Genomic DNA, 19980 nt, shown 5'->3' on the forward strand with positions numbered 1-19980 from the left:
GTCCAATCCTCACAGCCCGTCCAGGCCGGTCTCCCCGCGCTGGACGGCGTCCAACGCCTCCTTCAAACGATAGGCCCGCCGCTCGGCCGCCGGATCGTTGGTCGCGATCCAGTCTTCCAGAGCCAGGCGCCGGTCCTCGATCAAGGCGTCCTTACCCCGCAGCAGGGCATAGAAGTGCCACCACGCGGCCAAAACCTCCGCCGGCTGGGCCTCCGGCCGCGCCGCCGCCGGCAATCCGGTCGCGCGCGCCGCCCAGGCATGGGCTTCCCCCAGCTCAGCCGCGTGCAGGTGGGCGAGCAGAGTCGCGCTGTCAAGCGTTCGTGAGCTGCCCGGGGAGGAGCCATGCCAGCCGAGCAGCCCCTGTCGCAACGATTGGCAGGGGCCGGGGGGCAGTTCCAGCAGGGCGCAGGCCTCCTCCACCTCGTCCAGCACCCAGGGATGAGCGAGGATGATCGCCAGCAGGCAGCGGGCCTGTTCCTGCCGCGCGGCATCGGCATCCACCGGCCGCCGCTCGATCCGCACCGGCGGCGGGCGGCCGAAGCGGGCACCGTTCCGCCCGCCACGCCACTCCCCTTCCTCGCCCCGTGCCCTGGGAGGGACACCACCGGGGGCGAAGCCCGGCCGGTTGCGCGAGCGGGTGGCGAAGAAGCGGTCCAACAGCGCGGAGCGGTATTCCGAGGCCAGGGCCTTGTCCGGGATCTTCGCCGCCGCGGCCGCGAGGTCGTTGCGCAGCGCCGCCCGCTGCTCCGGCGTGCCCGAGGAACGGCCGGCATCCAGGATGTCGTAGAGCGACTCGTGCAGCGGCCGCGCCTTGTCCAGCACCGCCTGGAAGGCGGCCGGGCCCTGCTTCAGCACCAGCGTGTCGGGGTCCTCCCCCGCCGGCAGGGTGGCGAAGCGCAGGGAGCGTTCGGGCGAGAGCAGGGGCAGGGCGATCTCGGCCGTGCGGGCCGCCGCGCGCGCCCCGGCCGCATCGCCATCGAAGCAGAGCACCGGTTCGGGGGACGCTCTCCACATCTCCCCCAGTTGGTCTTCCGTCAGCGCGGTTCCCAGGGGGGCCACGGCGCCGTCGAAGCCCGCCTGATGCAGGGCGATCACATCCATGTAACCCTCCACCGCCACGAGCACCCGGCCCCGGAACGCCGCCTCCCGCGCCAGATCGAAGCCGTAGAGGTTGCGCCGCTTCGAGAAGAGCTCGGTCTCCGGCCCGTTCAGGTATTTCGGCTGCCCTTCGCCCAGGATGCGGCCGCCGAAGGAGACGATCCGCCCCCGCCGGTCGCGGATCGGGAACATGACCCGGTTGAAGAAGAAGCCGCTGTATCCGCCGTCACGTTCGTTGGCCCGCAGCAGCCCGGTCTCGGCCAACCGCGCCGCCTCGACCCCTAGCTCCTTCATGGCCGCCGCCAGCGCCCCGCGCGAGGAGCCGGACCAGCCCAGGCCGAAGCGGTCGATCGTGTCCTCGCCCAGCCCCCGGCGGCGGAGGTAGTCCAGCGCCTCCCGCCCCTCGGCCTCGCGCAGCCAGCGGCGCATCACGCCGCAGGCCGCCTCCATGACCTCGTGCAGGTCGCGCGCCCGGGCCTCGCGCTCCACCTGGCGGGGGCTCTCCTTGGGCACCTCCAGCCCGGCCTCGCCCGCCAGCCGCTCCACCGCGTCGCGGAAGCTCGCCCCCTCCGTACCCATGACGAAGGACAGGGCATCGCCATGCGCGCCGCAGCCGAAGCAGTGGTAGTGGTCGTCATAGACATAGAAGGACGGCGTCTTCTCGTTGTGGAAGGGGCAGCATCCCTTCCACTGGCGCCCGTTGCGCGTGAGCTTGACGCGCCGCCCCACCAGCGAGGGCAGCGGCGTCCGGGCGCGGAGTTCTTCCAGGAAGGCGGGCGGGAGGGCTATCGCCTCCTCCTTTGCGGGTCGTCGTTGTGGGTCATCGTCCGCCGGAGCGGCATGCTGTCGTGTGGGCCGGATCTACCTCTATAGTAGGTTCCAACCTACGGGGCGCGACAAGGTTCAGACCCGCATGGGTTGCGCCACGGCCGCGCCGATATCCCCCGCGTCCCGGAAAACCGTCGCCGCGCTCCACCTTTCGGCCCGCTGCCGCGTTGTGAGCGGACGGCCGGGGCGCCCGCCCCGGCCCACGCCGCAAGAACGGAGACGCGACATGGCCCTGGAAATCCCCCACAACGCCCTGATCCTGGTGGCCGACGGCGCGAAGGCCCTGCTGTTCCGCAACACCGGCCGCAATGGCGAGATCACGCTGCGCGAGGAAAGCCGCCTTTCCCCCGATTTCGGCGCGCAGGGCCCGTCCGGCTCCCGCCCCGACGACCAGTCGCCCAAGGAGACCGGCGAGGCCACCTTCGCCAAGCAGATCGCCCAGACCCTCCAGGCCATGAAGCAGCAGAACGGCTTCGAGGCCCTGGTCGTGGCGGCCGACCCGCAGACCCTGGGCCAGCTCCGCGAGGCGATGCACAAGACGGTCGAGTCGAGTGTCGTGAAGTCGCTGGACAAGGACCTGACCAACCACACGCCGGAAGATATCGCCGCGGCGCTGCGCTGAACCCTCGGCCTTCCCCTGGGAAAAGGCGGCCCGCGCCGCCTTTTCCGCGGCGGGACTATCAGCCGCCCAGCTTCGCCTTCACGATCGGGCCGACCTTGGCCATGTCCAGCGTGGCGGCGTGCTTCGCCTTCAGCGCCGCCATGACCTTGCCCATCTCCTTGATGGAGCTGGCGCCGGTCTCGGCGATCGCCGCCTCCACCGCCGCCGTGGTCGCGGCCTCGTCCATCTGCTGCGGCAGGAAACCCTCGATCACCGCGATCTCGGCTTCTTCCTTCGCCGCCAGCTCGGGGCGGTTGCCCTGGCGGTACATCTCCACGCTCTCGCGCCGGCTCTTGGCCATGCCACGCAGCATGGCGACGATCTGCTCGTCCGGCACCTTGTCCACGCCCGAGGGACGGGCGGCGATGTCGGTGTCCTTCAGCTTCGCCATGATCATGCGCAGCGTGGAGGTGCGAGGCGCGTCGCCCGCACGCATGGAGGATTTCAGTTCCTCGGTGAATCGGCTGCGAAGGTCCATCTGGCCCTCTCCTTGCTCGCTCTTGCGTCGATGCCCGCCCCCAGCCCGGTACCCATCCGCTCGATGGAACTCGCGCCGGTCCAGGCGGAAACTTCATCCCGGCTTGACCCGGACGAAGGTTGGGAAATTTCTTCCCAGGCTCACGCGGGATTTCTTTGACTTGGGAAACTGCTTCCCAGATAACCCCACCATGCGTTCCGTGGAAGAGATCATCCGCCTCGCGGGCGGGGCGGAGGCCGTGGCCCAGCGCTGCGGCGTGGGCGGCGAGGCCGTCCGCAAATGGCGACAGGCCCGCGCCGTCCCGGCCAAGCACTGGCCCGCCCTGATCGCCGCCACCGGCCTGTCCTTCGAGGACATGCCTGGTGCTTCCGTCGCGACCCCGGCCGATCCTGCCACGCCTTCCCCCTCCCCCACCGCCGTGGAGCCCTCCATGCCCGAAGCCGCCGACACCCCGCCCGCCGGCGCGACCGCCTGCATCGTCCTGATGGACGGCACGGTCTTCTGGGGCCGAGGCTTCGGCGCCGCCGGCACCAGGGTCGGCGAGATCTGCTTCAACACCGGGCTGACGGGCTATCAGGAGACCCTGACCGACCCCTCCTATGCCGGGCAGATCATCACCTTCACCTTCCCGCATATCGGCAATGTCGGCGCCAATGCCGAGGATGTGGAGACCGTCACCCCCGCCGCCCTTGGCCTGATCACCAAGGCCGATGTCACCGAGCCCTCCAACTACCGTGCCCAGCGCCACCTGGACGACTGGCTGAAGAGCTTCGGCATCCCCGGCATCGCCGGAGTGGACACGCGGGCGCTCACCATCCGCATCCGCGACAGCGGCGCTCCCAACGGCGCGATCTGCCACGCGCCGGACGGCGTTTTCGACCTCGCCGCGCTGCGCGCCCAGGCCGCCGGCTGGCCGGGGCTGGAGGGCATGGACCTCGCGAAGGAGGTCTCCTGCCAGCAGTCCTACCGCTGGGAGGAAGGGCTCTGGCACTGGAACCAGGGCTATGACGCCAGCCCCGCCAAGCGCCACAAGGTCGTGGCCGTGGACTATGGCGCCAAGCGCAACATCCTGCGCTGCCTGGCCGATGCCGGCTGCGACGTCACCGTGGTGCCCGCCACCGCCACGGCGGAGGAGATCCTGCGCCACGGCCCCGACGGCGTCTTCCTGTCCAACGGCCCCGGGGACCCGGCGGCGACCGGCGAATACGCCGTGCCCGCCATCCGCGGCGTGCTGGAGCGGCAGGTTCCCGTCTTCGGCATCTGCCTCGGCCACCAGCTTCTGGCCCTGGCGCTCGGCGCCCGCACCTACAAGCTCGACCGCGGCCATCGCGGCGCCAACCAGCCGGTGAAGGACCTCGCCACCGGCAAGGTCGAGATCACCTCGCAGAACCACGGCTTCGCGGTGGACGACAAGAGCCTCCCCGACGGGGTGAAGGTCACCCATGTCTCGCTCTTCGACGGCTCCAACGAGGGCATCGCCTGCGAGGGCAAGCGCGCCTTCTCGGTGCAGTACCATCCCGAGGCCTCGCCCGGCCCCTCCGACAGCCACTACCTCTTCCACCGCTTCACCGCGCTGATCGAGAGCGTGAAGGGAGCCGCCGCCCAGGGGGCAGCCCAGGAGGCCGCCCAGGGGAACGTGGCATGAGCGCCCTCTTCGACCTCGCCGGCCGCACCGCCATCGTCACCGGCGGCAATGGCGGCATCGGCCTCGGCATGGCGCGTGGCCTCGTCGCCTGCGGCGCCCGCGTCGCCGTGGTGGGCCGCAACGCGGAGAAGAACGCTTCCGCCGTGGCTGCCCTGGGCGGGGAGGCCTTCGCCCTCCAGGCCGACCTTGCGGAGCCCGGCAGCGCCGACCGCGTGGTGGCCGAGGTGATGGCCCGCGCCGGCGGCCTCGCCATCCTGGTCAACAATGCCGGCACCAACATCCGCCGCCTGCCGCAGGACGTGTCGGACGAGGACTGGTACGCCGTCATGGACGCCAACCTCACCAGCGCCATGCGGATGAGCCGCGCCGCCTATCCGCATCTCAAGGCCTCCGGCCATGGGCGGGTGATCTCGATCGGCTCGATGATGTCGATCTTCGGCCTGCCGCTCTCCCCCGCCTATGGCGCCAGCAAGGGCGGCATCGTGCAGTACACCCGCTCCCTCGCCGTTGCCTGGGGCCCGGACGGCATCACCGCCAACGCCATCCTGCCCGGCTGGATCGAGACCGAGCTGACCGCCGGCGCCAAGCGCGACATCCCCGACCTGAACGACCGCGTCCTCGCCCGCACGCCGCAGAAGCGCTGGGGCCTGCCGGGCGACTTCGCCGGCATCGCCGCCTTCCTGGCCAGCGACGCCGCCGCCTTCGTCACCGGCACGGCCATCCCGGTGGATGGCGGGCTGTCGGTGCACGGCTGAGGCCGCGGGGGCAGACCGTCCGCCATGACGCTGCTCGCCATCCTCCTGCTGGCCTGCCTCGGCTGCATGGCGCTGAGCTACGGCCTCTGGCGCGCCTTCCTGCGCGCCGGGCGGCCGGGCCACCCGATGGCCATGGCGCTGATCGCCTCGCTGCTGGTCTCGGGCCTGCTGCTCTGGCTGTTCCGCGACCGCGCGCCGCCGAACCTGCCGGTGAACGGGCTGACCGAGGCGCTCTACATCGCCTGCCTGCTCAACATCCCCGCCGCCATCCTGCTGACCTGGCGCCGCTGACCGCGCGCCCCTCCCCCGAAACGCCAGACCTTCCGGACCAAGCCCCGCCCATGCCGAAGCGCACCGACCTCCACTCCATCATGATCATCGGCGCCGGTCCCATCGTGATCGGCCAGGCCTGCGAGTTCGACTATTCCGGCGCCCAGGCCTGCAAGGCGCTGCGCGCCGAGGGCTACCGGGTGATCCTGGTGAACTCCAACCCCGCCACGATCATGACCGACCCCGGGCTGGCGGACGCCACCTATATCGAGCCGATCACCGTCGAGGTGGTGGAGAAGATCATCGCCAAGGAGCGGCCGGACGCGATCCTGCCCACCATGGGCGGGCAGACCGCGCTGAACACGGCGCTGAAGCTGGCCGAGGCCGGGGTGCTGGAGAAGTACGGCTGCGAGCTGATCGGCGCCAAGGCGGAGGTGATCGACAAGGCCGAGGACCGGCTGAAGTTCCGCGACGCCATGACCAAGATCGGCATCGAGAGCCCGCGCTCCCACATCGCCCATACGATGGAGGAGGCGCGCGCCGGGCTGGAGATGGTCAAGCTGCCCTGCGTCATCCGCCCCTCCTTCACGCTCGGCGGCACGGGCGGCGGCATCGCCTACAACAAGGAGGAGTTCGAGCAGATCGTTTCCGCCGGCCTCGCCGCTTCCATGACCACCGAGGTGCTGATCGAGGAAAGCGTGCTCGGCTGGAAGGAATACGAGATGGAGGTGGTCCGCGACTCTGCGGATAACTGCATCATCGTCTGCTCCATCGAGAACCTCGACCCGATGGGCGTGCATACGGGCGATTCCGTGACCGTCGCCCCGGCGCTGACGCTGACCGACAAGGAATACCAGCGCATGCGCGATGCCTCCATCGCCTGCCTGCGCGAGATCGGCGTCGATACCGGCGGCTCCAACGTGCAGTTCGGCGTGAACCCCGCCGATGGGCGCATGGTGGTGATCGAGATGAACCCGCGCGTCTCGCGCTCCTCGGCGCTGGCGTCCAAGGCCACTGGCTTCCCGATCGCCAAGATCGCCGCCAAGCTCGCCGTCGGCTACACGCTGGACGAGCTGAAGAACGACATCACCATGGTGACGCCGGCCGCCTTCGAGCCGACCATCGACTATGTGGTGGTGAAGATCCCGCGCTTCACCTTCGAGAAGTTTCCCGGCACGCCGCCCACGCTCACCACCTCGATGAAGTCGGTGGGCGAGGCCATGGCCATCGGCCGCTCCTTCGGCGAGGCGTTGCAAAAGGGCCTGCGCTCGCTGGAGACCGGCATTTCCGGCCTGGACGAGATCGCCGCCCCGGGCGACGGCTCGAAGGAGGCCTATATCGCCGCCCTCTCCACCCCGACGCCGGACCGCTCGCTGACCGTCGCCCAGGCTTTCCGCGCCGGGCTGACCGTCGAGGAGATCCACCGCGCCTGCCGCTTCGACCCCTGGTTCCTGCGCGAGATCGAGCGCATCGTCCGCGCCGAGGAGGAGGTCCGCGCCAAGGGCCTGCCGCGCGAGGCCATGGCGCTCCGCCGCCTCAAGGCCATGGGCTTCTCCGACCGCCGCCTTGCCGACCTCACCGCCTCCAGCGAGGCCGCGGTGGCGCAGCAGCGCCTGGCACTCGGCGTCACCCCGGTCTTCAAGCGCATCGACACCTGCGCGGCAGAGTTCGCTTCCAACACCGCCTACATGTACTCGACCTATGAGGGCGGCTTCGGCACGCCGCATTGCGAGTCCGATCCCTCCGCCCGCCAGAAGATCGTGATCCTCGGCGGCGGCCCCAACCGCATCGGCCAGGGCATCGAGTTCGACTACTGCTGCGTCCACGCCGCCTATGCGCTGAAGGAAGCCGGGTTCGAGACCATCATGGTCAACTGCAACCCGGAAACCGTGTCCACCGACTACGACACCTCCGACCGCCTCTATTTCGAGCCGCTGACCGCCGAGGACGTCATCTCCCTGATCCGCAAGGAGCAGGAGAAGGGCGAGGTGCTGGGCTGCATCGTGCAGTATGGCGGCCAGACCCCGCTCAAGCTCTCCCAGGCGCTGAGCAAGGCCGGCATCCCCATCCTCGGCACCTCGGCCGAGGCCATCGACATCGCCGAGGACCGCGAGCGCTTCCAGCACCTGCTCCAGGGCCTGGGCCTCAAGCAGCCCTCCAACGGCACCGCCCGCACGCTGGAGGAAGCCGCCGCCGAGGCCGAGCGCATCGGCTACCCCGTCGTGGTCCGCCCCTCCTATGTGCTCGGCGGCCGCGCCATGGAGATCGCGCATGACCGCACGCAGCTGATGCGCTTCGGCGCGGAGGCGGTGAAGGTCTCGGGCGAGAACCCGATCCTGATCGACCAGTACCTCTCGGACGCCATCGAGGTGGACGTGGACTGCATCGCCGACGCCGAGGGCAATGTCTATGTCGCCGGCGTGATGGAGCATATCGAGGAGGCGGGCATCCATTCCGGCGACAGCGCCTGCTCGCTGCCGCCCTATTCCCTTTCCCCCGCCACCATCACCGAGCTCAAGGCCGAGACCGAGGCCATGGCCAAGGCACTCAAGGTGCGCGGGCTGATGAACGTGCAGTACGCGGTGAAGGGCAACGAGATCTACGTGCTGGAGGTCAACCCGCGCGCCTCCCGCACCGTGCCCTTCGTCGCCAAGGCCACGGGCGTGCCGGTCGCCAAGATCGGCGCCCGCGTCATGGCCGGGGCGAAGCTGTCGGAGTTCCGCCTCGACGACGACGCCATCTCCCGCCACGTCGCGGTCAAGGAAGCCGTCTTCCCCTTCTCGCGCTTCCCCAATGTGGACGTGATCCTGGGGCCGGAGATGAAGTCCACCGGCGAGGTGATGGGCCTCGACCATTCCTTCGAGCGCGCCTTCCTCAAGTCCCAGATGGGCGCCGGGGTGAAGCTGCCGGAAAGCGGCACCGCCTTCCTCTCGGTCCGAGACGGCGACAAGGCCGCCATGGTCTCGCTGGGCCGCCGCCTGGTGGAGATGGGCTTCGGCCTCGCCGCCACGAGCGGCACCGCCGCCCGGCTGCGCGAGGCCGGCCTGCCGGTCACCGAGGTCAAGAAGGTGCTGGAAGGCCGCCCGAACTGCGTGGACGCCATGAAGTCCGGCGAGATCCAGCTGGTGATCAACACCTCCGGCTCCGGCCAGGCGGTCTCGGACAGCTTCGACATCCGCCGCTCCGCCCTGACCCATGGCATCCCCCACTACACCACCGTGGCGGGTGCCCGGGCTGCCGTGCACGCCATCGCGGCGCTGCGTGCGGGAGTGCTTGATGTGGCTCCGTTGCAGTCCTATTTTGCAACTTCGTTCTGAGACATCGGGGCGGGTCTGGCTCACCGGCCAGGACCCGCCCCGCCTGTTTCGACCCGGCGCCGCTCCGGTCCCCCCGACTTCCTGGCGGGGACTGGCGCGGTCGCGTCGCGTTCTAGGGAAGGCTAAACGCCGTGCAGAAGTTCCCCATCACGGCCGAGGGACTGTCTCGGCTTGAGGAAGAGTTGAAGGTCCTGAAGTCCGAGGAGCGCCCGGCCGTGATCCGTGCGATCGCGGAAGCGCGCGCCCATGGCGACCTCTCCGAGAATGCCGAATACCACGCCGCGCGCGAGAAGCAGTCCTTCATCGAGGGCCGCATCGCGGAGCTGGAATCCGTCGTCCCCTCCTCCGAGGTGATCGACGTCTCCAAGATGGTCGGCGAGCAGGTGCGCTTCGGCGCCTATGTCACCATCGTCGATGAGGAATCCGAGGACGAGAAGACCTACCGCATCGTCGGCCAGTACGAGGCCGACATGAAGAAGGGCTCGATCTCCATCTCCTCCCCCCTCGCCCGGGCCCTGCTCGGCAAGAGCGCCGGCGACAGCGTCGAGGTGCCCGCCCCCGGCGGCGCCCGCTCCGTCGAGATCACTGCCGTCCGGTTCCGGTAGGGGGCCGCCCCATGCCGGAAGGGTCCGCCCTGCCCAGGCGGCACGTGGCGCTGTCCGATGTGCGCGCGGCCGCCGCGCGCATCGCCGGCACCGTGCTGCGCACGCCCTTGGTCGAGCCGCATGCCGTTTCCCGCGCCGCGGGCGCCCGGGTGCTGCTGAAGCTCGACAACCTCCATCCCACCGGCGCTTTCAAGGAGCGCGGCGCGGCCAACCGGCTCGCCCTGCTTTCGGCGCGGGAGCGCGAGGCCGGTGTGATCGCGATGAGCGCGGGTAACCACGCCCAGGCGGTCGCCCGCCACGCCCATCTGCTGGGTATCCGCGCCACCATCGTGATGCCCCGCTTCACCCCCTCCACCAAGGTGGTGCGGACGGAAAGCTGGGGCGCCCGGGTGGTGCTGCACGGCGAGACCCTGGCCGAGGCTGCTTCCCACGCCCATGCCCTGGCGCTGAGCGAGGGGCTGGTCTTCGTCCATCCCTATGACGACCCCGAGATCGTGGCCGGCCAGGGCACCATGGCGCTGGAGATTTTGGAGGACGCCCCCTCCGGCCTGCAATCCATGGTGATCCCCGTGGGCGGCGGCGGCCTCGTCGCCGGCTCCGCCGCGGTGGTGAAGGAGCTGCGCCCCGACATCGTCCTCTATGGCGTCGAGGTCGAGGGCTACCCCGCCATGGCCCAGCGCCTGGCGGGCGAGCCGGTGAAGGTCGGCGGCCCCACCATCGCCGAGGGCATCGCCGTGCGCGACGTGGGCGAGCTGCCCGCCGCCATGCTGGCCCGCCTCGGCATCGAGGTGCTGGTCGTTCCCGAACGCGCCGTGGAACGCGCCATCGCCCTGCTGGCCGAGGGCGCCAAGGTCGTGGCCGAGGGGGCTGGCGCCGCCGGCCTCGCCGCCATCCTGGCCTTCCCTGAGCGCTTCGCCGGCCACACCGTCGCCACCACCGTCTGCGGCGGCAACATCGACCCGCGCATCCTGGCCAATGTGCTGCTGCGCGAGATGCTGCGCGACGGCCGCATCCTGCGCCTGCACCTCGACATCCCGGACCGTCCGGGCGTCCTGGCCGACATCTCGACCCGCGTCGCGGCCGCCGGCGGCAATGTCATCGAGGTCAGCCACCAGCGCCTCTTCGCCGCCCCCTCGGTCCAGACTGCCGAGCTGGAGCTGATGATCGAGGTTCGCGACGCCAACCAGGGCGCCGCCATCGTCGCCGCGCTGGAAGCGGCGGACTACACCGTGCGGGTCGGCTGAAGCACCGCTCCCCGGGCCGTGGGCGGTGCTGCCGCCCACGGCCGGCAGAATGGCCTCAGCGCCGCTCCACCGGCACTCCTACCTCTTCCTTAGCGGTGCGGATCACCTGGAGGGTCTGCACCCGCATCACGTGGTCCGCCCCGGTGAGGCGGGAGGTCAGCGCGTTCTCGTGCGCCGTGTCGCGCGCCACCAGCCTCAGCAGGAAGTCCCCGCCGCCGCGGATCATGTGGCACTCCCGCACCTCCGGCCAGGCCGTGACCATCCGCTCGAAGGCCTCCAGTACCGAGAGCTTCTGCGTCTCCAGCCCGACCAGGGCGTAGAAGCCGACCTCCCAGCCCAGCGAACCGGGCTCCAGGTCGGCATGGTAGCCCCGGACCACGCCGAGTTCCTCCAGCCGCCGCACCCGGCGCAGGCAGGGTGGGGCCGAGAGGCCGACGCGGCGGGCGAGTTCCACATTCGTGATCCGCCCGTCCTGCTGGATCTCGTCGAGGATGGCCAGGTCGGTCGCGTCCAGTTCGGGCGCGTCATTCGGCATACTGTTCATTGCCCGTCTTGGCGATGCGGCGAAATATCCTTGCACGCTCCGCACGTCCAGACCATCCTTTCCGGAATGCCGGGTTGCGGTGGACGCAGGGCTGACCGATATGCTGCGCGTAACCCGCGACTCGCAGGAATCAGAAGTGCCCGAGACTCACCGAACCCGCCTCCTCGTTCTGGGTGCCGGACCGGCCGGATACACGGCGGCCATCTACGCGGCCCGCGCCGGATTGCAGCCGATCGTCGTCGCGGGCCTGCAACCGGGCGGACAGCTCACCATCACCACCGAGGTCGAGAACTATCCGGGCTTCGCCGAGGCCATCCAGGGCCCATGGCTCATGGAGCAGATGGCGAAGCAGGCGGAGCATGTCGGCGCCCGCCTGCAGATGGACACCATCACCGCCGTGGACCTGTCCCGCCGCCCCTTCCGCTGCGAGGGCGATTCCGGCGACGTCTACTTCGCCGACAGCCTGGTGATCGCCACCGGCGCCCAGGCCCGCTGGCTCGGTATCCCAGGCGAGAAGGAACTCTCGGGCTTCGGGGTCTCCGCCTGTGCCACCTGCGACGGATTCTTCTTCCGTGGGCGGGAGGTCGCGGTCATCGGCGGCGGCAACACCGCCATCGAGGAAGCCCTTTATCTTTCCGGCCTCGCCGCCCGGGTCACGCTGATCCACCGGCGCGACGCCTTCCGGGCCGAGCGCATCCTGCTCGACCGCCTTTTCGCCCGCCCCAACATCGTGGTGCTGCGCGATACGGTGGCCGAGGCCATCCTGGCGGACGAGAGCGGCCGCGCCCCGGTCGCCCGGGCCCTCGCGCTCCGCAACCTGAAGACCGGCGAGGCGTCCGAACTGTCCGTCCATGGCGTCTTCGTCGCCATCGGCCACGCGCCCGCCACCGCCCTCTTCCGGGGCCAGCTCGACATGGACGAGTCCGGCTACATCCGCACCGAACCCGGCCGCACCCAGACCTCCGTGGAGGGGGTCTTCGCGGCCGGGGACGTGCAGGACCACATCTACCGCCAGGCGATCACCGCGGCCGGCACCGGCTGCATGGCCGCGCTCGATGCCGAGAAGTGGCTCGCCGGCCTTCCCGAATCTGCCCCGGCCCCAGCGGCCTATCTCTGAGGCGAGGAAACACCGACCATGCCGCTCGATTGGGACAAGCTGCGGGTTTTCCACGCGGTTGCCGAGGCGGGGTCCTTCACCCATGCCGGCGAATCGCTGAACCTGAGCCAGTCCGCCGTCTCCCGCCAGATCCAGGCGCTGGAGGAGGCCCTGGCCGTGCCCCTCTTCCACCGCCACGCCCGTGGCCTGATCCTCACGGAGCAGGGCGAGACGCTGAACAAGACGGTGCGCGAGGTCTTCGCCAAGCTGGCGATGACCGAGGCCCTGCTGACCGAAAGCCGGGAGCGCGCCGCCGGCCGCCTCAAGGTGACGACGACCACCGGCTTCGGCTCGCTCTGGCTGGCGCCGCGCCTGCAGCGCTTCATCGAGAAGCACCCCGACGTCACCGTCACCCTGTTGCTGGACGACACGGAGCTGGACCTGGCGATGCGCGAGGCGGACGTGGCCATCCGCATGCACGCGCCGCGGCAGCCCGACCTGATCCAGCGCCATGTCGCCACCTTCGGCTGGAAGGTCGTGGCCTCGCCCGAATACGTGAAGCAGTACGGCGCCCCACAGCGGCCGGAGGATCTCGATAACCACCGGCTGATCACCTATGGCGACCACCGCCAGCCGATCGAGGACATCAACTGGATCGCCGAGGCCGGACGCCGCGCCGGCAGCCCGCGCCGCGCCGTGATGGAGGTGAACAGCCTCCCTGCCATGCTGCGCGCCGTGCGCAGCGGCCTCGGCATCACCGCCCTGCCCGACTATCTGGGCGACGATATCGCGGATCTCACGCCGATCCTGAGCGAGATGAAGACCCCGCGCTTCGAGTCCTACTTCGTCTATCCGGAGGAGATGCGGCACTCCAAGCGCGTCGCCGTCTTCCGCGACTTCCTGGTGTCGGAACTGTCCAAGAACCAGGGCTGACCGAACCGCCCGGGGCAGGCCGCGCCGACCTGCCCCGGGGATTCCGCTTCCGCACTAGGCGGGGTCAGCCCCCACGCGCCATCCGGGCCGCCAGCTCGGCGCTCACGCTGGCCACACCCTTCACCAGCGGCGCGGGCCAGGGGGAGCCGCGGGGCGGCACCTGACGGTCGAGCTCGCCATCCCGGATCAACAGCATCCAGAGCAGCCCGTTCTTCGGCTCGTGCCCGAGAAAGAGCCCATTCCGCGCGCAATCCCCGCCGTGGCAGCCCCAGGCCCAGGCGAAGCCGTCCTCGGCGCGGACATGGCTGCCGGGGGCACGCAGATGCTCGAAGATGACCTGTTGCCGGCCGCGCGCGACGTTGCGCAGCATCGGTGCCATGTCCTGCAGCGCGCCAAGCTGCTGGATGGTCTGGCCTTCCAGTTCCGAAGCATCGGCCACCACGCCATTATCCGCCCGTACCGGAGCAGGCAGGCAAAGCAGGCCCAGCAGAAACAGCAACGGGGCGAGTGGTTGCCCACCCGCCCCGTGCCGAAACGATCCGATCCGTCGCATCGATCGATGGATCAAGCCTGCGGCTGCTCGCCCTCGGCCTCGACGATCTCAGGCTGCTGGCCGCTGTCCAGGCCCTTGGCCGAGACATCGCGGTCCACCAACTCGATCACCGCCATGTCGGCGGCATCGCCGTAGCGCACGCCGGCCTTCAGCACGCGGCAATAGCCGCCCTGACGGGAGGCGTAGCGCTCCGCGATGGTGGTGAACAGCTTGGTCACCACCGCCTCGTCGCGGATCTGGGCCAGCGCCTGACGGCGGGCCGAAAGGTCGCCGCGCTTGCCGAGCGTGATGATCCGCTCGACATAGGGCCGCAGCTCCTTGGCCTTGGGCAGGGTGGTCGTGATCTGCTCGTGCTTCAGCAGCGAGGTCGCCATGTTCCGGAACATGGCGATCCGGTGGGAGGACGTAACATTGAGTTTCCGCCCGGACATCCCGTGACGCATTTCAGTCTCCTAGGCCCCGGGTTCAGAAGGGCTCTTCGACCCGGCGAGCCAGGTCCTCGATGTTCTCAGGCGGCCAGCCCGGCACGTTCATCCCGAGGCTGAGACCCATGGAGGCCAGAACCTCCTTGATCTCGTTCAGGGATTTGCGCCCGAAGTTCGGGGTGCGCAGCATCTCCTGCTCGGACTTCTGCACGAGGTCGCCGATATAGACGATGTTGTCGTTCTTCAGGCAGTTCGCGCTGCGGACCGACAGCTCCAGCTCATCGACCTTGCGAAGCAGGTTGCGGTTGAAGGGCAGGTCGTCCTGCACCTCCTGCACCTTGGCCTCGCGCGGCTCGTCGAAGTTGATGAAGAGCTGCAGCTGGTCCTGCAGGATGCGGGCGGCGAGCGCCACCGCGTCATCCGGCGCGACCGTGCCGTCTGTCTCCACCGTGAGCACGAGCTTGTCGTAATCCGTGCGCTGGCCGACACGGGTCGGCTGCACCTGGAAGGCGACGCGGCGGACGGGCGAGTAGATCGCGTCCACCGGGATCACGCCGATCTCCTGGTCCTCGGTCCGGTTCTCGGAGGCGGGGACATAGCCCTTGCCCGTCGAAACGGTGAGTTCCATGGAGAAGCGCGCCCCATCGTCGAGCGTGCAGATCACCAGCTCCGGGTTGGCGACCTCGATGTCGCCGGTCACCTGGATCTGGCCCGCCGTCACCTCGCCGGGGCCGGTGGCCTCCAGCGTCAGGCGCTTCGTGCCCTCGGAGGGCATGCGGATGGCCAGCTGCTTGATGTTCAGGATGATGTCGGTGACATCCTCCTGCACACCCTGCAGGCTGCTGAACTCATGCAGCGCGCCCTCGATCTTCACGGCCGTGACGGCCGCGCCCTGGAGCGAGGACAGCAGAACCCGCCGCAGCGCGTTGCCCAGAGTCTGACCGAAACCGCGCTCCAGCGGCTCGGCGACCACGGTGGCCACGCGCGCGGGGTCAGCACCCGGATCGACGTCCAGGCGCTCGGGCTTGATCAGGGAACGCCAATTGCGATCCAGCACTTGGGTATCTCCTGCGACGTTTCCCCGATCAGACGCGACGACGCTTGCGCGGACGGCAACCGTTGTGCGGGATCGGGGTCACGTCCTTGATGGCGGTGACATAGAAGCCGACGGCCTGGAGGGCACGCAGCGCGCTCTCGCGGCCCGAACCGGGACCGGAGACCATGATCTCCAGCGTCTCCATGCCGTGCTCGCGGGCCTTGCGGCCGGCATCCTCGGCCGCGACCTGCGCGGCGTACGGGGTGGACTTCCGGCTGCCCTTGAAGCCCTGCGACCCGGAGGACGACCAGGCGATGGCATTGCCCTGGCTGTCGGTGATCGTCACGATCGTGTTGTTGAAGGTCGCGAGCACATGCGCCACACCCGTGGCGATGTTCTTGCGCTCCTTCTTGCGGGGGCGGGAGCCCGCCTGCGGCTGACGCGCCATCTTACTTCGTCACCTTCTTCTTGCCGGCGATCGCCACGGCCTTGCCCTTGCGGGTGCGGGCGTTGGTGTGGGTGCGCTGGCCGCGCACCGGCAGGCCACGGCGGTGACGCAGGCCACGGTAGCAGGCCATGTCCATCAGCCGCTTGATGTTCATCGCCACTTCACGGCGGAGGTCACCCTCCACGCGATAGTCGCGGTCCAGCATCTCGCGGATCTTCAGGATCTCGTCGTCGGAGAGCTGGTTGACCCGGCGCTCCTCGGGGATGCCGAGCTTCTCGCAGATCTCAGCCGCGTTCTTCGGACCGATGCCATAGATGTAGCGCAGAGAAATCTGCACCCGCTTGTTGTCGGGGATGTTCACGCCGGCGATACGCGCCACGTTCGCTCTCCTGGAGCAACTGCTCCGATAGGGCCGGCGACGGCGGGCAGCCTGGGCCGGCGAGGTGATCATTGCCCGACTCCGGCGGCGGAACCGCCGAAGCACCGGCAAATGGCATGGGAAAACGCAGCGGGAGGGAGCCCGCCGCGAGGAAGGGGCGGGATAAACCTCCCCGCCCCTCAGGTCAAGCCCGACTCAACAGGGCTTCCAATTCGCGGGTCACGTCGTCGATATCGGCCATGCCGTCCACCGACTTCAGCTTCCCCTGCGCCTGGTAATAGGGCAGCAGCGGCTCCGTCTGCAGCCGGTAGGCCTCCAGCCGCGCCGCCACCGTCTCCGCCTTGTCGTCGGCCCGGCGGACGAACTCCGTGCCGCCACAGACGTCGCAGACCCCGGCCTGGATCGTCGGCTTGAAGGTGTCGTGATAGCCCGTGCCGCAGGCGGCGCAGGTGAATCGGCCAGCGATGCGCTCGACCAGCGCCGCCGGATCCACCTTCAGCTCGATCACGTGGTCGAGCGCCAAGCCCTTCTCCTTCAGCATCACATCCAGCGCCTCGGCCTGGGGCACGGTGCGCGGGAAGCCGTCCAGGATGAAGCCCTTGGCGCAGTCCGGCCGGGCAACCCGCAGGGCCAGCATGGCGGTGATGATCGCGTCGGGCACCAGCCCGCCGCTCTCCATGATCGCCTTGGCCTCGCGCCCGATCTCCGAGCCCGACTTGACCTCGGCCCGGAGCATGTCGCCGGTCGAGATCTGAGCGACCCCGAACTTCTCCTCCAGGCGCTTGGCCTGGGTTCCCTTTCCGGCCCCGGGAGGCCCCAGCAGGATCAGGTTCAACGACGTCTCCCAACAGTCGGACGGTTACCGTTCGGCAGGGACCGGCTTCCCCCCGCCCCCGGCGCCCCCAACCGGGCCTTTCGGATCAGGCCCTGGTACTGGTGCGCGAAGAGATGAGACTGCACCTGGGCCACCGTGTCCATCGTTACGGACACGATGATCAGCAGGGAGGTGCCTCCGAAGTAGAAGGGCACGCCGTACTGGCTGATCAGGAATTCCGGGATGAGGCAGACGATGCAGAGATAGATCGCGCCCACCAGCGTCAGCCGCGTCAGGACCCGGTCGAAATAATCCGCCGTCGCCTGCCCCGGACGGATGCCGGGCACGAAGCCGCCGTTCTTCTTCAGGTTCTCCGCCGTCTCCTGCGGGTTGAAGACCACCGCGGTGTAGAAGAAGGCGAAGAAGATGATCAGCGCGACGTAGAGAGCCATGTAGAGCGGCTGGCCATGCGCGAGCCACTGTGCCGCCCGGCTCAGCCAGGTGTCCTCCCCCTGCCCCGCGCCCGCGAAGCCAGCGAAGGTCGCCGGCAACAGCAGCAGCGAGGAGGCGAAGATCGGCGGGATCACGCCGGCCGTGTTCAGCTTCAGCGGCAGATGGGTCGAGTCGCCCCCGAACATCCGGTTGCCGACCTGCCGCTTGGGGTACTGCACCGGAATCCGGCGCTGCGCCCGCTCCATGAACACCACGAAGGCGATCACGGCGAGCGCGATCAACAGGAAGAAGATGATGAAGGGCGTGGACAGCGCCCCGGTCCGGCCCAGTTCCAGAGTCGAGACGAAGGCATGGGGCAGGTTCGCCACGATGCCCGCGAAGATGATCAGGCTGATGCCGTTGCCGATGCCCCGGGCAGTGATCTGCTCACCCAGCCACATCAGGAACATCGTGCCGCCCACCAGGGTGATCACCGCGGAAAGCCGGAAGAAGGCGCCCCCGGCATAGACCGGCGAGGCCCCCATGGCGCCCTGCATGCCCTCCAGCCCCACGGCGATGCCATAGGCCTGGAAGACGGCGATCAGCACCGTCAGGTAGCGCGTGTACTGGTTGAGCTTCTTCCGCCCGCTCTCGCCCTCCTTCTTGAGGGCCTCCCAGGCCGGGATCGCCGCCGTCATCAGCTGCACGATGATGGAGGCGGAAATGTAGGGCATGATGTTCAGCGCGAAGACCGTCATGCGCCCCAGCGCGCCGCCGGTGAACATGTCGAACATGCCCAGGACGCCGCCGCCATGCTGGCGCAGGATATCCGCCATCACCGACGCATCCACGCCGGGGACGGGGATATAGGTGCCGAGGCGATAGACGATCAGTGCCCCTAGTGTGAACCAGAGCCGCTTCTTCAGCTCGGTGGCGCGCGACAGCACCCCGAGGTTGAGATTGGCCGCGAGCTGCTCGGCGGCGGACGCCATGCGTACCCTCCATACGACTGCGGCGCCCGGGGGAGGTCCCCCGCGCGCCGCAGCGAAGACATCAGCTGTCAGGTAGCCCCCCAGGGAGGCCGAGATCAAGCGGCCGGAGCTTCTTCCGAAGCCTTCGGCGCCGTGACCGTCACCTTGCCGCCAGCCGCCTCGACCGCCGCGATCGCGGCCTGCGAGGCACCGGTGACGGTGATGTTCACCGCACGCTTGATCTCACCCTTGGCGAGCAGGCGGACACCGGCGCGCTTGCCGCTGACCCGCACCACGCCGGCCGCCTTCAGCATCGTCTCGTCCAGCGCCTGGTCGGCCGGCAGGCGGCCTTCCTCGATCGCCTTGTCGAGCAGGCCGATGTTCAGCGGCGCGTACTCGACGCGGAAGAGGTTCACGAAGCCCCGCTTCGGCAGACGCCGGTAGATCGGGAGCTGGCCGCCCTCGAACCCGTTCAGCGACACGCCGGTGCGGGCCTTCTGGCCCTTCACACCGCGGCCACCCGTCTTGCCCTTGCCGGAGCCGATGCCGCGGCCGATGCGCTTGAACTTCGGGCGGGCGCCCTCGTTGTCGCGCAGCTCGTTCAGCTTCACCATGCGATCAGTCCTCCACCTTGATGAGATGGGCGACCTTCCGGATCATGCCGCGCACGGAAGGGGTGTCCTCCAGCTCGCGGCTCCGGTGCATCTTGTTCAGCCCGAGCCCGATCAGCGTCTCGCGCTGGCCGGGCTTGCGGCCGATCGGCGACCCGGTCTGGGTCACCTTCACGGTCTTCTTGGCAGTCTCAGACACCGCCAGCCTCCTGAGCCGCCGGAGCGGCCTCATCCTTGCGCGGGCCGATCAGGTCGGAGACCTTCTTGCCGCGCCGCGCCGCCACGGCACGCGGGGAGGTCACCTTCCCCAGCGCCGCGAAGGTCGCCTTGACCATGTTGTGCGGGTTCGTCGTGCCGGTGCACTTGGCGACCACGTCGCCCATGCCCAGCGTCTCGAACACGGCGCGCATCGGACCGCCGGCGATGATGCCGGTGCCCGCCGGCGCCGCGCGCAGGATCACGCGACCTGCGCCGAACTCGCCGATCATGTCGTGATGCAGGGTGCGGCCCTCGCGCATCGGCACGCGGATCATCGTCCGCTTGGCGCGCTCAGTCGCCTTGCGGATCGCCTCCGGAACCTCGCGCGCCTTGCCGGCGCCCCAGCCCACGCGGCCCTTCTGGTCACCCACCACCACGAGCGCGGCGAAGGAGAAGCGACGGCCACCCTTCACCACCTTCGCGACGCGGTTGATGGTCACCAGCTTGTCGCGGAGCTCATCACCCTCGCTGTGGGCCTGCTGCTGATTGCGGTCGTTGTCGCGACGGCGGCCGCGGCCACGGCGCTCGCCGTCACCACCTTCGCCACCGCCACCGGACCTCGGTGCATATGCCATGCGT

22 protein-coding genes are annotated in these 19980 nt (G+C 69.5%); 9 read left to right on the forward strand and 13 right to left on the reverse strand.

Annotation, left to right across the window (positions count from 1 at the left end; genetic code table 11):
- Positions 1-9 precede the first annotated feature (9 nt).
- Positions 10-1887, reverse strand: a complete 1878-nt coding sequence (dnaG, locus tag RGI145_RS13700) for a DNA primase (protein WP_075798798.1) — start codon at positions 1885-1887, stop codon at positions 10-12.
- 265 nt (positions 1888-2152) lie between these two features.
- On the opposite strand from dnaG, the gene RGI145_RS13705 reads away from it, so the two are divergent.
- Entirely contained in the window at positions 2153-2548 is a 396-nt protein-coding gene (locus tag RGI145_RS13705) for a host attachment family protein (protein WP_075798799.1), read from the forward strand.
- Positions 2549-2606: 58 nt separating this feature from the next.
- Here RGI145_RS13705 and RGI145_RS13710 read toward each other — a convergent pair whose 3' ends face one another.
- Entirely contained in the window at positions 2607-3065 is a 459-nt protein-coding gene (locus RGI145_RS13710; protein ID WP_075798800.1) for a GatB/YqeY domain-containing protein, read from the reverse strand.
- Positions 3066-3255: 190 nt separating this feature from the next.
- Here RGI145_RS13710 and carA point away from each other — a divergent pair, with 190 nt between their 5' ends.
- The 6 genes from carA to RGI145_RS13740 all read left to right on the forward strand — a co-directional run bounded on the left by carA (position 3256) and on the right by RGI145_RS13740 (position 10901).
- A complete protein-coding gene (carA, locus tag RGI145_RS13715; protein WP_075798801.1) occupies positions 3256-4710 on the forward strand; it encodes a glutamine-hydrolyzing carbamoyl-phosphate synthase small subunit in 1455 nt (484 codons plus the stop codon).
- Positions 4707-5465 carry an SDR family NAD(P)-dependent oxidoreductase gene (locus tag RGI145_RS13720; RefSeq protein ID WP_075798802.1) on the forward strand — a complete coding sequence of 253 codons (759 nt, stop codon included), beginning with the start codon at positions 4707-4709 and terminating at the stop codon, positions 5463-5465. The genes carA and RGI145_RS13720 overlap by 4 nt, the downstream gene beginning before the upstream one ends.
- Before the next feature lie 24 nt (positions 5466-5489).
- The gene (locus RGI145_RS13725) at positions 5490-5756 is read left to right on the forward strand and encodes a hypothetical protein (protein ID WP_027281275.1); all 267 of its coding nucleotides are present in this window, start codon (positions 5490-5492) and stop codon (positions 5754-5756) included.
- A 50-nt stretch (positions 5757-5806) separates the two neighbouring features.
- Positions 5807-9052, forward strand: coding sequence for a carbamoyl-phosphate synthase large subunit (gene carB, locus RGI145_RS13730; protein ID WP_075798803.1), 3246 nt, complete (start codon positions 5807-5809; stop codon positions 9050-9052).
- A 131-nt stretch (positions 9053-9183) separates the two neighbouring features.
- Complete coding sequence (gene greA / locus RGI145_RS13735; RefSeq protein ID WP_075798804.1) at positions 9184-9657, forward strand: transcription elongation factor GreA; 474 nt, start codon at positions 9184-9186, stop codon at positions 9655-9657.
- An 11-nt stretch (positions 9658-9668) separates the two neighbouring features.
- The gene (locus RGI145_RS13740; RefSeq protein ID WP_075798805.1) at positions 9669-10901 is read left to right on the forward strand and encodes a threonine ammonia-lyase; all 1233 of its coding nucleotides are present in this window, start codon (positions 9669-9671) and stop codon (positions 10899-10901) included.
- A gap of 55 nt (positions 10902-10956) precedes the next feature.
- On the opposite strand, the gene RGI145_RS13745 is transcribed toward RGI145_RS13740, so the two are convergent.
- Positions 10957-11436, reverse strand: a complete 480-nt coding sequence (locus RGI145_RS13745) for an Lrp/AsnC family transcriptional regulator (RefSeq protein WP_237183073.1) — start codon at positions 11434-11436, stop codon at positions 10957-10959.
- A 145-nt stretch (positions 11437-11581) separates the two neighbouring features.
- Between RGI145_RS13745 and trxB the strand changes: the two genes are divergently transcribed.
- Together trxB and RGI145_RS13755 are read left to right on the forward strand one after the other, a co-directional pair.
- A complete protein-coding gene (gene trxB / locus RGI145_RS13750) occupies positions 11582-12562 on the forward strand; it encodes a thioredoxin-disulfide reductase (protein WP_167668278.1) in 981 nt (326 codons plus the stop codon).
- Positions 12563-12580: 18 nt separating this feature from the next.
- Positions 12581-13474: a LysR family transcriptional regulator gene (locus tag RGI145_RS13755; protein ID WP_075798807.1), complete on the forward strand. Its 894-nt coding sequence runs from the start codon at positions 12581-12583 to the stop codon at positions 13472-13474.
- A 64-nt stretch (positions 13475-13538) separates the two neighbouring features.
- Here the strand turns inward: RGI145_RS13755 and RGI145_RS13760 are convergent, their stop codons facing one another.
- From RGI145_RS13760 to rpsE, 10 genes are all read right to left on the reverse strand, one after another.
- Complete coding sequence (locus RGI145_RS13760; protein WP_156878539.1) at positions 13539-13913, reverse strand: hypothetical protein; 375 nt, start codon at positions 13911-13913, stop codon at positions 13539-13541.
- Between the two features lie 125 nt (positions 13914-14038).
- Complete coding sequence (gene rplQ, locus RGI145_RS13765; protein WP_075798809.1) at positions 14039-14470, reverse strand: 50S ribosomal protein L17; 432 nt, start codon at positions 14468-14470, stop codon at positions 14039-14041.
- A gap of 22 nt (positions 14471-14492) precedes the next feature.
- The gene (locus RGI145_RS13770; RefSeq protein WP_027281267.1) at positions 14493-15509 is read right to left on the reverse strand and encodes a DNA-directed RNA polymerase subunit alpha; all 1017 of its coding nucleotides are present in this window, start codon (positions 15507-15509) and stop codon (positions 14493-14495) included.
- 28 nt (positions 15510-15537) lie between these two features.
- Positions 15538-15936, reverse strand: coding sequence for a 30S ribosomal protein S11 (gene rpsK / locus RGI145_RS13775; RefSeq protein ID WP_019459479.1), 399 nt, complete (start codon positions 15934-15936; stop codon positions 15538-15540).
- Position 15937: 1 nt separating this feature from the next.
- Complete coding sequence (rpsM, locus tag RGI145_RS13780) at positions 15938-16315, reverse strand: 30S ribosomal protein S13 (protein ID WP_075798810.1); 378 nt, start codon at positions 16313-16315, stop codon at positions 15938-15940.
- A 184-nt stretch (positions 16316-16499) separates the two neighbouring features.
- Positions 16500-17150 carry an adenylate kinase gene (locus RGI145_RS13785; protein ID WP_075798811.1) on the reverse strand — a complete coding sequence of 217 codons (651 nt, stop codon included), beginning with the start codon at positions 17148-17150 and terminating at the stop codon, positions 16500-16502.
- Complete coding sequence (gene secY, locus RGI145_RS13790) at positions 17147-18553, reverse strand: preprotein translocase subunit SecY (RefSeq protein ID WP_075798812.1); 1407 nt, start codon at positions 18551-18553, stop codon at positions 17147-17149. The genes RGI145_RS13785 and secY overlap by 4 nt, the downstream gene beginning before the upstream one ends.
- A gap of 95 nt (positions 18554-18648) precedes the next feature.
- A complete protein-coding gene (gene rplO / locus RGI145_RS13795; protein WP_027281264.1) occupies positions 18649-19143 on the reverse strand; it encodes a 50S ribosomal protein L15 in 495 nt (164 codons plus the stop codon).
- A 7-nt stretch (positions 19144-19150) separates the two neighbouring features.
- On the reverse strand, positions 19151-19342 hold the full coding sequence (gene rpmD / locus RGI145_RS13800) for a 50S ribosomal protein L30 (RefSeq protein WP_027281263.1): 192 nt from the start codon (positions 19340-19342) through the stop codon (positions 19151-19153).
- Positions 19335-19976, reverse strand: coding sequence for a 30S ribosomal protein S5 (rpsE, locus tag RGI145_RS13805; RefSeq protein ID WP_019459485.1), 642 nt, complete (start codon positions 19974-19976; stop codon positions 19335-19337). Before rpsE ends, rpmD begins: the two co-directional genes overlap by 8 nt.
- Positions 19977-19980 lie beyond the last annotated feature (4 nt).

It is taken from the genome of Roseomonas gilardii, from assembly GCF_001941945.1.
GTDB lineage: Bacteria > Pseudomonadota > Alphaproteobacteria > Acetobacterales > Acetobacteraceae > Roseomonas.

Coding starts and splice junctions, on each gene's coding strand:
- rpsK (WP_019459479.1), bottom strand. CDS start 15,936: ATGGCGCGTCAGCCGCAGGCGGGCTCCCGCCCCCGCAAGAAGGAGCGC.
- carB (WP_075798803.1), top strand. CDS start 5,807: ATGCCGAAGCGCACCGACCTCCACTCCATCATGATCATCGGCGCCGGT.
- carA (WP_075798801.1), top strand. CDS start 3,256: ATGCGTTCCGTGGAAGAGATCATCCGCCTCGCGGGCGGGGCGGAGGCC.
- RGI145_RS13755 (WP_075798807.1), top strand. CDS start 12,581: ATGCCGCTCGATTGGGACAAGCTGCGGGTTTTCCACGCGGTTGCCGAG.
- secY (WP_075798812.1), bottom strand. CDS start 18,553: ATGGCGTCCGCCGCCGAGCAGCTCGCGGCCAATCTCAACCTCGGGGTG.
- RGI145_RS13710 (WP_075798800.1), bottom strand. CDS start 3,065: ATGGACCTTCGCAGCCGATTCACCGAGGAACTGAAATCCTCCATGCGT.
- RGI145_RS13725 (WP_027281275.1), top strand. CDS start 5,490: ATGACGCTGCTCGCCATCCTCCTGCTGGCCTGCCTCGGCTGCATGGCG.
- rpsE (WP_019459485.1), bottom strand. CDS start 19,976: ATGGCATATGCACCGAGGTCCGGTGGCGGTGGCGAAGGTGGTGACGGC.
- RGI145_RS13705 (WP_075798799.1), top strand. CDS start 2,153: ATGGCCCTGGAAATCCCCCACAACGCCCTGATCCTGGTGGCCGACGGC.
- RGI145_RS13720 (WP_075798802.1), top strand. CDS start 4,707: ATGAGCGCCCTCTTCGACCTCGCCGGCCGCACCGCCATCGTCACCGGC.
- rplQ (WP_075798809.1), bottom strand. CDS start 14,470: ATGCGTCACGGGATGTCCGGGCGGAAACTCAATGTTACGTCCTCCCAC.
- RGI145_RS13740 (WP_075798805.1), top strand. CDS start 9,669: ATGCCGGAAGGGTCCGCCCTGCCCAGGCGGCACGTGGCGCTGTCCGAT.
- RGI145_RS13745 (WP_237183073.1), bottom strand. CDS start 11,436: ATGCCGAATGACGCGCCCGAACTGGACGCGACCGACCTGGCCATCCTC.